Raw genomic sequence first — 13,115 nt, 5'->3', positions numbered from 1 at the left:
TTGAGAATGACTCTTCGCTTTGCCGGATCTGTCACTTTGGCGAATGCCGTGTTAAGCTCGATACTCTCCTCTGAAACGAGATATCGAAGAAAGTGTTTCTCCTCGGCGAACGCAGTCAGGTGCTCCAAAAAAAGTACTGACTGGCGCATCCAGCGCTCTGGCAAACACGACCATCTCGGCAGGATGGACGCGGTTCTGTCCCGCTCATATTTGACGACCTGCTGGTGAGATAAGCCGGCCGCGGCACCAAGTTCACTTTGGCTAAGTCAAAGTGCTTTTCGCCGCTTTCTAATCCTTGCACCAACAAGGATATCAAAATCCGTCGCCTGCTTTGGCTTCAATATTTTACACCCTATAGCAACACGTTTATGAATACATAGTCCTTGTTTTATATAGGATTACGCGCGTCGTGAAGGCTGAGATTTCGGGAGCCTATTCTCACGGATATCGCCGCATGGTGCAGATCTGCAGAATGCATTTCGAAAGGCGCTATGATAATCGACAGAGAGCCGGCTTTGGCGAGCCGGACGCGGAACAAGAGGGACCAATGAGCAGAGGCAATGCAAAGACAGACGGGCCACACCCGGTCGATATACATGTGGGCCAACGGGTGCGGATGCGCCGGAACATAATAGGGGTGTCTCAGACAACGCTTGGTGAAGGTCTCGGAATTACGTTTCAGCAGGTTCAAAAATATGAGCGAGGCTCGAACCGCATCAGCACATCCAAGCTGTATGAGATAGCAAATGCCCTCAGCGTTCCCATTACATATTTCTTTGAGGATTTGACGCCGGGAGACAAAATTGAACGCGAGGCGGGCGGGGCACTCGAACGCCACAAGGAGTACCTGTCGAGCAAGGAGGGGTACAAGCTCATCGATACGATGAGTAAGCTTCCGCGCTCGCTACGACTAAAAGTTTTATCGCTTCTCGTTGTCCTTCAGCCCGGAGAGGATGAAGCGGACGACGATGGTTCCGACACTTAATGCTTGGATGAAGGAGTGCGCGACAATGGAAAGGCATGTCCGAAACCAGGCTATCACCGAAGCATATGAAGCAGGGGAACCCATTGCGGCCTTGGCGGAACGTTTCGGGCTTAAGCCTGCGTCGGTTAAGCAGATTCTGAAGGACTTCGAATTTTACACTCGCATTCGAGGCGAGCAAACGCTTCCCAATGGTATCTCACTGGTGGCCGCCGTTACGATTGTGCAAGCCATCGGCATCTGGCCGGCGCCTTCTAATCTCGATGAAATTTTGGATAGGCGGGTTGAGGTCCTGAGATCGGCCGCGCACGGAAAGTTGGTCAACATAGCGATGACTGAAATCGAACGATTAAAGGCATCAGGACACATGGCGTGATAGCTCCGTCTACCATGAATGATCGTTCTACCGCGGGCCTGCCTCAGGGTGCTGAAGTGGCATAAAGGCTAGGCTTCATCTCTCAGTTCGTTTGCCCTGCGTCGCTCGCTCGTCGTAGCCCACAGAGGCATGAACTCACCCGGATCGAAGGGATAGGTTTTAGCCGCTAGCTTTGGGCCGACTTCATCTCTTTTCTGTCGTACATTCCAGCTGAAACTATCGATCTCGGTCATGCTGCAGAACGTTGCGAGTATCTGGCGGGCATCAGAAATGGACAGAATGTCATCGAGCTCCTGTATCGGGCAAAATACGGGCGTTCGCATGTCTGCTTCCGTAATGCTGCTGTCCTTTTTAGCGGAGTAGACCTTAGCTTCCGCAACCAGTTTATCCCTTAGCTTGCCGCCCATCTGCGTCCACGAGTCGAGTGTCAAAATCACACCGGTCACATCGTCCACCAAGTCGTGTTTGAGAATCCCCTGTCGAACGTGGGCGAAATACCGCCACAGCTGGAATATCGCCTTGACGATCTGGTCGTATCCGTCGCTGGCGTCCTCTCGGGGGTTTTCTCCGTATTGAGCGGCATAAGTGAGCTTGGTCGCCTTGCACTCCATGACGCTCACGATCTTACCATCCAGTTTCAAGAGGATATCCGGCGTCTCGACCGGATTTCTCTTGTACCGGTACGTTTCTGCAGGCTGCGGATCGAATTCCGGAATGAAGGCCTTGATGATCTTACGCGAGTATTCCTCGAACCGCCTGTTGGCATCGCTGATGACCGGGTTCTTACCAGAGGCTAGGTCGTAGAATAGACCGGCCGTAACCCGCAACAGGATCAGGTCGGGCAGGGGGGACGTGTAGAGGGTCGTATCCGCACGGTCGTAGGAGAGGATTGGTTTCAGGCGGAGATAGCTCGGCTGATAGGCGATAGGTATAGGCGCTGAAGCCTCGGCTTCAAACTTGCGAACGAGGGCGGCGGCTTCGCGGCGCGCTGTCCATGTACTGCTCGACAGCAATTCGGTGGTCTTGTGGATTGCTTGGAGGGACAAAGGAAGCTTTTCGCGGGTGTCCAGTAGCGGCATCCAAGTCAGGCGAGAATGCTGAGTGAAAAGAATGAAGGCTGCCGACACATAGTCGATGATATCGAGCCCGTATTTTTCCTTGAAATAATCAGCGCAGGCACCTTGGCAGTAAATGTAGAGATATTTGTAAAGTTCGCCCGACCTGATCCAAGTGCGCTGCCACGGAAACTGCCTGTGGCCGATCCTGTGAAGCTCATCGAAGATGTTTTCGCTGTTGATGCGAAGCGGGGTCTCGTCGTTTTCGGCACTTCTGAGGAGATTTGTCAGCTTGCGGATGGTCTCAAACTGTCCCGTGTCCATGGTCGGCTCCCATGCGAAGCCAGGCGTTTTCGGCGAGGTAAGCAAGAGGTTCACCAGCGTCTCGATCTCCCATTCATGAACAGTGTGATCGCTCAGGTTATCGTTGCCCACCGCCGCCTTTGGATAGCGGAAAACACCTTTTCGAATGTGGTCCTCTCGACCCGTCTGGAGGGCATGGGTTGACCACGCCATCGTGAGGAACCCGAAGTCGTTCAAGTGCGAAAGGCTGGTAACAAGCTCCTGCAACTGTGGCGTGACATAGCCAGCCAACGGTTGGGTATGGCGCTGCGTCCTAAACATACGCGGTGGTGCCGAAATATGGGTTTTCATCGCTTGCTGATTCCAACGGATTACGTGAATGACACTCTCCTAAGATTCCATCGGTGAGGCGAGAGCGCGATCACTTCCGTTTTACGCTCGCCAATAGCTTCTCTCCATCTGGTCGAATATCGCCTACTGGACCGACAAACCGGTAGAGTGTCTGTCTCGATACCCCCAGCTCGGCGCACAACCCACTAACCTTCGTTTCCGGCTTCCCCATCGCAGCCTGCGCGAGCCTGAGCTTTGCCGCTGTCATTTTGAACGGTCGGCCGCCGTTGCGCCCCCGTGCGCGCGCCGCCTCGAGTCCGGCCTTTGTCCGTTCGATAATCAGCGACCGTTCAAATTCGGCCAACGCGGCAAATATTCCGAACACGAGCCTACCATTAGCCGTTGACGTGTCGATCGTTGCGCCTTCGCCGGCAAGGACCTTAAGGCCAATATTCCGCTTGGTGAGTTCATCAACCAAGTTAACCAGGTGACGGAGATCGCGGCCAAGTCGATCGAGCTTCCAAACAAGGAGCGTGTCTCCAGCCCTAAGAGCCTTTAGGCATGCTGTCAGTCCCGGTCGATCGTCCTTTTTCCCTGACGCAGAATCCTCATAGATATTGTTGCTATCCACGCCAGCCGCAATCAGCGCGTCTCGCTGTAGATCGTGAACCTGTGTTCCGTCAGATTTTGAGACTCGGGCATATCCTAAAAATGTTGTCACATAAACGCTCGTATTTGTTACAGTCAGTGTGGCGGCCGGGAGAAACAGATAGCGTGTCACATAACCCGTGTTCTTTTCTACGTAATGTAAACCTATCTCGATTTAGATTTAATGACAATGTAGCTCACTGAGAAGGGAGAAAGGCGCGCTGCCCTCTCTCCCCCACAAGCACTAAACCGGTTTCCCCATGCTTCAGCCTGCGGCTTGCAGCACCGGTCCGATTTTCTACAAAAATCCGACGCGGCCCTTCGGGTGGGTGATCCCCCTCCGGTTTAGCGCTTGTCCCCCTCTCTCCAGCTGTTCCGCACGAGCTCGGGAGCAGGACCAGGTCCTGCCCTCCCTTCGATTTGGGAGGTCAAACGGCTTCGGCTGGTTTTGTGGATAGAGGTGAGATGATGAAGCAGGGAATGGAAGACGGTTCGCTCTTCGAGAAAATGGAACGCCACGTCGCGGCTCAGATGGCGACGGCTAAGACGGTGAGAGAATGGGACGTAAAGCGAGCGACCGAGCGCGTAAGTCCTGTGATTTATGCCGGGGCTTTGGCTGCTGCATCGAAGGAAGATGAGGCGGCACGACTATCGATCGTCATGCACAAGCCAGCCGACCGAAACGAATCCGACCGCAAACTCGAATATTTAGCTGCCTATATCCTGACAACGCAGGCAGCTTTGGATCCCAAAGAGATGGAAGTGATTCAGACAGAGGCTGACAACCTCACTGTTTGAGTTGGCCTGATAGCTGCTAATATCCGTTCGCAACCCAATCGCCTGAAGCGGATTTCGAATATCCAATAACGCGATCGAGAGGTTGGGCGGACGGGGTAAACTTGATGGACGTAAGACAAGACACTCCCGGCCCGGCTGGATTCTGGTCGCACTCGCCAAGTCGTATTGAGATACGGTCCTCAGATCCGCGAGTTCGCATCGGATTGGAGGAGTAGGCTCGGCGGTATGCCGCCAAGGCCTCTTCTTCGCTCGGGGTCTCCAAGGCCGGAGCTACAAACTCGCGCGGCAGAAGAGACGGATCAGCTTCTATGGCTGCTACAATTTCTTCATGCGTGGGTGCGCGAACTTGCGGATCTGGCTGCGGCATCAAAACGTAAGTTGCGCCGGAGCCGGCAGCAATGCCAACTCCGGTAGCGATTACGAGTAGAATGTTCTGGTTCATGGCGCTGGCCTCATAGATTGAGGTTGAACCAATGGCGTTCCTTCACGCCTTTGTCGTTCGGGATATCGAAGTAATAGGGGTCAGCCCTCATTGGCCTTGGCTGCGTGATGACAACTTGGCAGCTGTTGCCAAAGCCGTTGTCATTGTTTGAATTAAGTTCGCGGATTGTGATGCCGGCCTGCTGGTTCGCGCGTTCGTTCCCGTAGAGCGTCCGGAAAGCGCCGCGGTTGCTGCACTGGTTGACCGTCTTTGTGCATACAATCGCCTCGCCACCGCCAAAGAGGGAGTCGTTGTCGCGGCCAGACGATGCCCGCCCGGCCTGAAAACCGGCAGGGCAATCTTCAAAAGGTTCATGGCCGGGTTTCCCGGCTTTAGCTTCTTCGCAGATCGGCCACGAAAAGCCGGGCTTCTTCATAGCCGAAATCAATTTCTGCATCGGCGGCACGCAGTACCCAACCCCCTGCCATGAAGGGTTTTTGGACGCTGCGCAAAGGAGGATCTGGCACCCCCAAGACGCATCTTGCGCCCTTGCGGCAGGTGTCATGGCAAAAGCCGCAACACCTGCGGCGACAAAATACAGAGCTTTCATTAGCTTTCCCTCTCTCATTCGTTCACTGCGGAATTGGCCGGTGTGAGATCTTGGCTTCTATCGCGTGGCGGTCTGTTCGGTCGGAGGCCGCATAAATGACGGCGGCGATCAACGAGAATGCTGCAAACCAGAGGATACCGACGCGGTAGAGGAGGGGGCGGTTTGGGATATCCCGGCAAACCGCCGCAAATGCAAAAAAGCCGACAAGATAGCTGTCGAAAGCGAGATGACGCTCGGCCTGGAATAAGGCTGAGGCCACGAGGAGGACCAAAGCGCAGGGGGCGTGGATCCACCACAAACGTTCGCAGGGCACGATCAGGGCGAGCGAAAGGGGAATGGCAACCAATAGCGCCGCCATCGGATCGATAGCGAACGATGTCGCGATATGTGCGATATCCGGCAACTATCGATCTGTCCTCTTAGGTTTGTTGCGTGCGTCAGCAAACGGCGGCGAGATTTCGCTTTTTCGTTCTGCCAAAAGGTTGAAATCCGCCAGAGGTCGCCGCTCGAGGGTCTTATCAACCGCTTTGCGCCGCCATTCGTTCATGTCGAGCACGTAGGTGCCCCACATTCCATAACGGGCGGCCATGGCATCGTGCTGATAGGAAAGGTACTGTTGGTTGGCGTAGGGTGAATCCACTCGCGCCCAACCTACGCGTAGCATTTCCGTCGCCACGTCTCGGCCTTTGACCGTGCATTGAGCGAGAGGAATGCCATCATTCCCATACCCAAGCGTCGTGCAGACCGTCACCTTGTTGCCAATGGTTCGCTTCAACCAAGCTTTTGCAAGCGGGCCACAGGGAACCGGCATAGGCGCTTGGTTCTTTGTCCGGTCTACCCACTTGGGGTGGAGAGCCCATTGCGGGAGCTCGCATGCATCGATACTCGCGAGGCGGACCTTATAGCCACGTCCGAGAGAGCCATACCAAAGAGTGCGACCGTCCAGAACGGTTACAACGCCTTTGAAGACCGGCAACCTGACGGGCGCGGAATCGACGGGTGGTGCAACGCGCCCCGAGTAGCGCGGGGTATAGTATTGTAGGTCGGCGGCCATTGAAGGTGTGGCAATCGCAGCGATAATGACGCTGAACAGTGGAATATGTTTCATTGCTCCGCCTTCCTGGCGCGCTGATTGGCTTCTCGGCTGAGGGTGATCGACGGGTGCTGGACGTCTTTGAACTGCCAGAGACCCGCCTTTTTCTGCTGGGCCATCTGTTCGGCCACAGAGTAGGGGACATGATATGGAAGTCCGTCGCTCTTCAATGCAGCAAACGCGTACCCACTGCTGACGAGAACCTGCCCTAGATCCAGCCGCTGGCTCCCAACGGTCGCGTAACAAATGACATACGAAATGTCGTTTGCCTTAGCGACTGGTGCGCAAATCGGCTGCGTGTCCTTGATGTACGCGGCAAGAACAGCGAGGGACGCCTCGCCGCAATCGCGAGTGTTACCGTGCGCATCGGTATAACTGGTACCGCGCAAACATGACTGTATTCCATAGAGACGGAACCGCTCTCCATTGGATACCCATGTGTCCCCGGTCTCGAGCGTTATTCCGTCCGGCCTTAAATCGAAATAGCCCTCCGGGGCTGCGAGAGCCCAGGTAGGCATCAGTGCCGCCATGAGAAGGGCTATCCGCTTCATTGCGACTTTACCCGCGGATCGGCCCACATGCCGAAGTCGCCCTTTTTGCCGAGATTCTCGGCTTCCTGAAGATCAGGCCGCTCCACTGATCCATCAGGTTTTTTGGCGAGACGAACAGCGCCTAGAGAAAGAAGCTGTTCCTCAAAATTATCGACCGAGTCCATGGCACCAGGATAATTGTAGTACCCGTAGCACGTCGCATTCTGCATCGGCGCCCCCTGCTCGCTGACGAAGGCGCGGCAGAAAACGACTTTTGGGCTCTGCAACATGACCTGAAGCTGTTTAAGCGCATAGTCATCGCAGGTTCCGGCATAGTCTTCCGTCCGGTTGACCAAATCGCCCTTACACGGCTGGAGACCGTACAGATGTACTGTCGTCTTATCGTCAATCTTGAAGTCGGTTCCGGAGACTGCCTTGAACCCTGAGGCTGTTGCATAGCCCTTCCGGTCAACGACCTTCCCATTGCCGTCATAATACTCGATCACCAAAGCCGTTTTACCGGGGGCGGCGAGCGACTTGACGTAATCCTTGTTGATCGCCGGCGCGGCAAAAGCTTGTGTTGCCATTGCGCAACTTGCGAGTGCGGTAATGATGGTCCGTATCATTTTCTAGCCCTAACCATCTTGGTACAACGGATTCCCTTGAGAAAGGGGGTTTAACACTGGCACAAAAACTTGTAAGTCTGAGCCAAATCGGTATCATACAAGCATCAACTTAATCGGTTTTCTTCCTAATCACAACACCGTTTGGCAGGCGGAGACGATGGAAAAAAGGGCTCGCATGGCAGGCTTTTCAGGCACCACCGTCCTTTTTGGGACAGCTCTCGTTACGCTGTGGTCGGCCAACTGCGCATATGCCCAAGACGCTGTAAGAAATACCAGAATAGCCAGTGCATACAACGAAACCGACGCGCCTGAAACGCCGTCACTCGCGACTAATTTCGCGGAAAGATGGGCCGGTGAGCCTGTTGCAGCCAAAGAATTTGTCTTGGGCGCTGATGGTGTAGTGAAGGGCGCGAACCAGCAGAAAAACACGACCGAAGCGGCGGCTTTGTCGACTACCAAAATTGGCGCAGAAAACTCCCCATATGTGAATGCATCGGAATCAACGGTAGACTCTCCGATTGCTTCTCGTGCGACCGGTTCACTTAGCCAAATTGGCGCAGGAAACGTGTTAGCTTCGCCCGTGATGGGGGCAAAAGAGTGTGGCGCATCTCCGATGACGCCGGACGAGATCAAAGCTTTGGTTGTAGAGACCGCGCGCCGCCATCAGGTTGATGAGGGGTTTGCTGTGGCAATCACTTGGGCCGAAAGCAGGTTTGACGTGGTTCGCAACTCTCCCAAAGGAGCTCGTGGCCCCATGCAGCTTATCCCCGATACCGCAACGAGGTTCGGCGTCGTTGATATCTGCGATCCACGGCAGAACATCGAGGGTGGCATCAAGTATCTCCGGTTTCTGCTCGATGAGTTTCAAAATCCTCTGCTGGTAGCCGCTGCATACAACAGCGGCGAGAACCGGATCTACGAATATGGCGGCGTTCCGCCCTTTCAGGAGACGGTCGGATACGTAGCAAAAGTCCTCAATTTTCAGCTTGGTCTTCCGATGCCTGCGGGCAAGCGGAAGGCCGGAAATGTCGTCCGTGAGGCAGCGGCGACGAATACGGCCAACGGTAGCGGGGTAATTGCCGTTGAGAAAACCGGCAAGTTTGTCGGCGGCGTGATGCACTTCTAAGGAGAGAGTCAGATGAAAAAGGTAAAGTTGGGTCAATCCCAAGCGGTTAAGGTGATCGCGCTTCTTGGCGTGGTCACGGCGGTGCAGATCGTCGGCGCGGAGTTGGCGTTTGCCCAAGGGGCAGGCGGCGGAGGCAGTGGTGCTTTCGGCCCTATCCAGACCGCTGTGCAGATGATCGTGGATTTCATCACTGGCCCATTTGGCCGGTTGTTGGCGATCATTGCCGTTATCGCCCTGGGCTTCATGGCATTTGCCGGTCGTTTGTCTTGGTTTACAGCCGGCGCGGTCGTTATTGGTATCGGCCTCGTCTTCGGCGCTCCGGCCATTGTTGATCAGATGATTTCTTCGGTGGGCGGGCAGTAAGTTGAGCGAGTTCTCGGATGAGAAGCCGGCGCTCACGCCTTTGGTGATCGGTCTGACCCGATCACCAACCCTATGGGGCGTGCCATACATGGCGGTGGTGCTGATCATCGGCCTCACCATCATCGGATGGCTTGCGTCGAACCATCTCGCGGCACTTCTGCTCGCGCCTGTGGGCTATCTCGTCCTTTTCTCGCTTTGCACATGGGACGCGAAAATTCTCGACGTGCTTCAGGTTTCGTCACGCAAGACCCCCCGCACTCCCAATAAGCGCTTTTGGGGCACCAACTCGTACGGACCATAATCATGCTGAAAGTCGTCAAAGAAGAGCTAGGATTTGGGAAGGTCGCCGGAAACGAGCGGCCTATGTCCGTTCATATTCCCTACATGCGGCATGTCTCGGACACGGTGATAGGTCTCGAGAATGGATCACTCGCCAGTGTCATCAAGCTCGACGGCTTGTTTTTCCAGACCGAAGACCAGGCCGAATTGAATATGCGATCAGTCGTCCAGAACACGATGATACGCGCGCTCGGCTCAAGCCGGTTTTCCCTATGGTCAACCGTGATCCGTCGCGAGGTCGAGACCGAGATCGGCGGAACGTTTGATCAATCATTCTGCGACATCCTGAATACGCGATACATGGGTCAGCTTCGCAAGAAGCGCATGTTCACCAACGAGATCTACTTGACGATTGTCCGTTCGGGCATGCGCGGCGCGCTTGGTGTTGGCGACTCTCTCAAGCGGATTTTTACGCAGTCCAACAAGGACGCCAAAACACAAGCCACGCGCGAAGAGGTAACGGACCTAGAGGAACTGATCGGGAATATCGTCCGTGAACTGAGTAAATACGGAGCCCGCTCGCTCGGCATAACCTATCGGAAGAAGTCCGATGATATTGCAAAGATCGAGGGGCAGGAGGAAGAGACCAAGGGCGAACCGTATTCCGAGCCCTGCGAATTCTTCAATTCTATCCTCACGGGGAGTGTGTCTCGGAAGATGCGACTGCCGCGCATGGGCATCCGCAACTTCATTGGAACATCTCGTCTCCACTTCGCCAAGCGCGCCTTTCACGCGCAAGCCGCCGTGGACGAAGATTCGCGGTATGGCGCACTGCTGTCCATCAAGGAATACCCTCCTTTCACTGGACCTGGCATGTTGGACGGACTGTTACAGGTGAACCATGAGTTCATCCTGACGCAGTCGTTTACCCTTGCAGACAAGCCAATTGCGCAAGAGCGCATAACGCGCCTTCAGAGGCAAATCCGTGCCTCGGATGAAGCTGGGACGTCTGTAGAATCTGACATCAATTTTGCTCTCGACAGTATGCTGAATCAGGAAGCCGTGTTTGGCTTCCACCATTTTTCGCTACTTTGCATTTCCCGGGACCTCGAAGGCTTGAGCCGCTGCGTTTCGGAACTTGGTGCATGCCTCACGGACATGAATATCAACTGGCTGCGTGAAGATCTCAATCTTGAGGCAGCGTTTTGGGCGCAGTTGCCCGGTAACCACTCCTATATTGCTAGAAAGGCGATGCTCTCCAGCTCGAACTTCTCGGGCCTGTCATCAATGCACAATTTCGCCAGTGGTCAGGCGGAACGTACGCATTGGGGCCTTCCCATCACGATCCTTGAGACGACATCGCAGACGCCCTACTGGTTCAATTTCCACCGCCGCGATATCGGGCATTTTACCGTCACAGGACCGACCGGCTCGGGTAAAACTGTGGGTTTGAGTTTCCTGCTCGCGCAGGCCATGCGAGTTTCCCCAACACCCCGCGCCGTCTTTTTCGATAAGGACCGCGGAGCCGAAATCTTCGTTCGAGCCATCGGCGGATCTTACGAGATCCTTTCCCCGGGTACACCAACTGGATTCAATCCGCTCCAGTTGGAGAACACGGGACCAAACAGAGAATTTCTTCAACGCCTTCTCAAGGCGATGCTCGGTGGACGTGATCGCCGCGACTTCACCCAGGAAGATGAAGATATCATAGAGCGCGCTGTGGTCCGCCTCATGGAAGAACCGGCACAACAGCGAAACCTCACCAACCTTGGCAATTTGCTTATGGGCCGTGCCCGTGCTGATGCCAATGACCTCTATTCTCGCCTTCGTCCTTGGACCGAGGGCGAAAAGGCTTGGCTCTTTAACGCTCCACACGATGTGCTGTCCTTCTCTGGCCGGACGGTGTTCGGCTTTGACATGACCAGTATTCTTGGGAACGAAGAACTGCGGACGCCCGCCCTCATGTATCTCTACCATCGGCTTGATGAACTGCTGGATGGCAATCCGGTCATGTTCTTCATGGACGAAGGCTGGCAGCTGCTCCTCGATGAAACTTTCAGCGCGTTCATTGTCGACAAAATGAAGACCATTCGTAAGCTCAACGGCATCGTGGGCTTTGGCACTCAATCGGCCGCCGACATTGCAAAGTCGAAGGTCTCTCACACGCTCATTGAGCAGTCTTCCACGAACATTCATTTCCCGAACCCGCGTGCAGACGAAGAGAGCTACATCAAGCGCTTCGGTCTCACGGTGAAGGAATACAACTTCATCAAGAACACCCCGCCCGAAAAGCGAACCTTCCTGATCAAGCACGGCAATGACTCAGTCATCGCCCGGCTCGACCTTTCGAGCATGCCCGATCTCGTCAAGGTCCTGTCCGGGCGCAAGGAGACGATCGAGGAGTGCGCCGCACTCCGCGAACAATATGGAGACGAGCCGGAAAACTGGTTGGCTAAATTTTGCGGATGGGAGAATGCTGAATGAGGAAAAGTCCCACTCTGGTGCTGCTTGCTACAGCCATGTCGATTGGCGCTCCAAGCGCAGCCTTTACGCAGGTTCCAATCACCGACGCCGCACTAACGGCGGACGACACGGTGAGGGAGAAAACAACCGACGACATCAAGGAAACAGACAAGAAACGCCACACTGTCAGCACCAGCGTCACTTGCTCGATGTACAAAAAAGGCAAGGGAGGCGACGCGCCGTCTGCCGCGCAAGCTAATCCGGAGATCGTCGGCCTCGTAAAGCGCGTTGCCCAGGAAGAGGGCGTAGACGAAACGCTGTTCATGTCTCTTGTCTATCAAGAGAGCCGCTTCAACCCCTGCGCAAAATCACCGGTAGGCGCGACGGGTCTATCGCAGCTTATGCCAGGAACCGCAAAGGACCTCGGCGTTGACCCAAACAACATTGAAGACAACCTTCGGGGCGGCGCGCGGTATCTCAAGCAACAGCTGAAGCGTTTCAACGGGAACACGAACCTCGCTCTGGCCGCTTACAATGCTGGCCCTGGCAACGTGCAGAAGTATGGCGGCATCCCACCATTCAAAGAAACCCAAGGCTATGTCGCGAGCATCACGAAACAATGGATGCCGCAGTTTGGCGGGTCGGATACCTCAAACATTCCGATGAACTATGGAGGAGGCAGCACAGCCTTCTCGGGTGCTCGTGACAGCTCGATGAACGCTATGGCGACGAGCCAGTCCATCACGGAAAGCAGTGGCAATGTCAGTTCGTGGTTGCAGCAGCTCGGGCAGATGCAGACGGGCACGATCCAAGACAGCTGGGACCAGAACTCAGGGGCGCGAAACGCGAATCTCGAAATGATGAATCAGGTCATTCGTCTTGGAGCGACAATGGCTGAACTCATGAACTCGAAGAACGCGCTGGATCTCGGTGAAAGATCCGGCTCGTCTCGCACGAGCTCGGTGAAGAAAAACGACGATAAAGACCCCGAAACGGTGAAGCTCTGTGACCCGGCGCTGAACGTGGAGTGGAACGAGAAGGAACAAGCTTGCGTCCAGAAGAGGGAACGGGCGTCCGAAATGAAACTGATGTTGAGTACACAATAAAGGAGA

The 13,115-nt window shown here is 55.0% G+C and carries 15 protein-coding genes; 8 read left to right on the top strand and 7 right to left on the bottom strand.

The annotated features are described in order from the left end of the window. The first annotated feature begins 409 nt into the window (after window positions 1-409). Both RRU01S_RS22875 and RRU01S_RS22870 read left to right on the top strand, forming a co-directional pair. Complete coding sequence (locus RRU01S_RS22875; RefSeq protein WP_244446098.1) at window positions 410-985, top strand: helix-turn-helix domain-containing protein; 576 nt, start codon at window positions 410-412, stop codon at window positions 983-985. Window positions 986-1,010: 25 nt separating this feature from the next. Beyond that, window positions 1,011-1,358: a hypothetical protein gene (locus tag RRU01S_RS22870; protein ID WP_131367828.1), complete on the top strand. Its 348-nt coding sequence runs from the start codon at window positions 1,011-1,013 to the stop codon at window positions 1,356-1,358. A 68-nt stretch (window positions 1,359-1,426) separates the two neighbouring features. Here RRU01S_RS22870 and RRU01S_RS22865 read toward each other — a convergent pair whose 3' ends face one another. Continuing rightward, entirely contained in the window at window positions 1,427-3,067 is a 1,641-nt protein-coding gene (locus tag RRU01S_RS22865) for a hypothetical protein (protein WP_131367826.1), read from the bottom strand. 70 nt (window positions 3,068-3,137) lie between these two features. After that, window positions 3,138-3,767 carry a recombinase family protein gene (locus RRU01S_RS22860; protein ID WP_045232560.1) on the bottom strand — a complete coding sequence of 210 codons (630 nt, stop codon included), beginning with the start codon at window positions 3,765-3,767 and terminating at the stop codon, window positions 3,138-3,140. A 392-nt stretch (window positions 3,768-4,159) separates the two neighbouring features. Between RRU01S_RS22860 and RRU01S_RS22855 the strand changes: the two genes are divergently transcribed. Beyond that, window positions 4,160-4,492, top strand: coding sequence for a hypothetical protein (locus RRU01S_RS22855; RefSeq protein ID WP_045232534.1), 333 nt, complete (start codon window positions 4,160-4,162; stop codon window positions 4,490-4,492). Window positions 4,493-4,944: 452 nt separating this feature from the next. On the opposite strand, the gene RRU01S_RS22850 is transcribed toward RRU01S_RS22855, so the two are convergent. From RRU01S_RS22850 to RRU01S_RS22830, 5 genes are read right to left on the bottom strand one after another with little or no spacing between them, the layout of a single operon-like run. Then, window positions 4,945-5,523, bottom strand: a complete 579-nt coding sequence (locus tag RRU01S_RS22850; RefSeq protein WP_045232559.1) for a hypothetical protein — start codon at window positions 5,521-5,523, stop codon at window positions 4,945-4,947. A gap of 22 nt (window positions 5,524-5,545) precedes the next feature. Further along, the gene (locus RRU01S_RS22845; RefSeq protein WP_045232533.1) at window positions 5,546-5,926 is read right to left on the bottom strand and encodes a hypothetical protein; all 381 of its coding nucleotides are present in this window, start codon (window positions 5,924-5,926) and stop codon (window positions 5,546-5,548) included. Continuing rightward, complete coding sequence (locus tag RRU01S_RS22840; protein ID WP_045232532.1) at window positions 5,927-6,631, bottom strand: thermonuclease family protein; 705 nt, start codon at window positions 6,629-6,631, stop codon at window positions 5,927-5,929. Further along, window positions 6,628-7,167 carry a thermonuclease family protein gene (locus RRU01S_RS22835; protein WP_045232531.1) on the bottom strand — a complete coding sequence of 180 codons (540 nt, stop codon included), beginning with the start codon at window positions 7,165-7,167 and terminating at the stop codon, window positions 6,628-6,630. Before RRU01S_RS22835 ends, RRU01S_RS22840 begins: the two co-directional genes overlap by 4 nt. After that, window positions 7,164-7,772 (bottom strand): hypothetical protein, encoded by a 609-nt coding sequence (locus RRU01S_RS22830; protein WP_045232530.1) that lies wholly within the window; start codon window positions 7,770-7,772, stop codon window positions 7,164-7,166. Before RRU01S_RS22830 ends, RRU01S_RS22835 begins: the two co-directional genes overlap by 4 nt. Before the next feature lie 157 nt (window positions 7,773-7,929). Between RRU01S_RS22830 and RRU01S_RS22825 the strand changes: the two genes are divergently transcribed. From RRU01S_RS22825 to RRU01S_RS22805, 5 genes are read left to right on the top strand one after another with little or no spacing between them, the layout of a single operon-like run. Continuing rightward, the gene (locus tag RRU01S_RS22825) at window positions 7,930-8,898 is read left to right on the top strand and encodes a lytic transglycosylase domain-containing protein (protein ID WP_052816217.1); all 969 of its coding nucleotides are present in this window, start codon (window positions 7,930-7,932) and stop codon (window positions 8,896-8,898) included. Window positions 8,899-8,910: 12 nt separating this feature from the next. Beyond that, on the top strand, window positions 8,911-9,261 hold the full coding sequence (locus tag RRU01S_RS22820; protein WP_045232529.1) for a TrbC/VirB2 family type IV secretion system protein: 351 nt from the start codon (window positions 8,911-8,913) through the stop codon (window positions 9,259-9,261). A 1-nt stretch (window position 9,262) separates the two neighbouring features. After that, a complete protein-coding gene (locus tag RRU01S_RS22815) occupies window positions 9,263-9,562 on the top strand; it encodes a VirB3 family type IV secretion system protein (RefSeq protein ID WP_080517092.1) in 300 nt (99 codons plus the stop codon). Between the two features lie 2 nt (window positions 9,563-9,564). After that, the gene (locus tag RRU01S_RS22810) at window positions 9,565-12,024 is read left to right on the top strand and encodes a VirB4 family type IV secretion/conjugal transfer ATPase (protein WP_045232528.1); all 2,460 of its coding nucleotides are present in this window, start codon (window positions 9,565-9,567) and stop codon (window positions 12,022-12,024) included. Next, entirely contained in the window at window positions 12,021-13,109 is a 1,089-nt protein-coding gene (locus RRU01S_RS22805) for a lytic transglycosylase domain-containing protein (protein WP_012653021.1), read from the top strand. Before RRU01S_RS22810 ends, RRU01S_RS22805 begins: the two co-directional genes overlap by 4 nt. Window positions 13,110-13,115 lie beyond the last annotated feature (6 nt).

The organism is Agrobacterium rubi TR3 = NBRC 13261 (genome assembly GCF_000739935.1).
GTDB classification, from domain to species: Bacteria; Pseudomonadota; Alphaproteobacteria; order Rhizobiales; family Rhizobiaceae; genus Agrobacterium; species Agrobacterium rubi.
The sequence above is the reverse complement of the archived record's forward strand: the minus strand, read 5'-3'. Positions and strand labels throughout refer to the sequence as shown.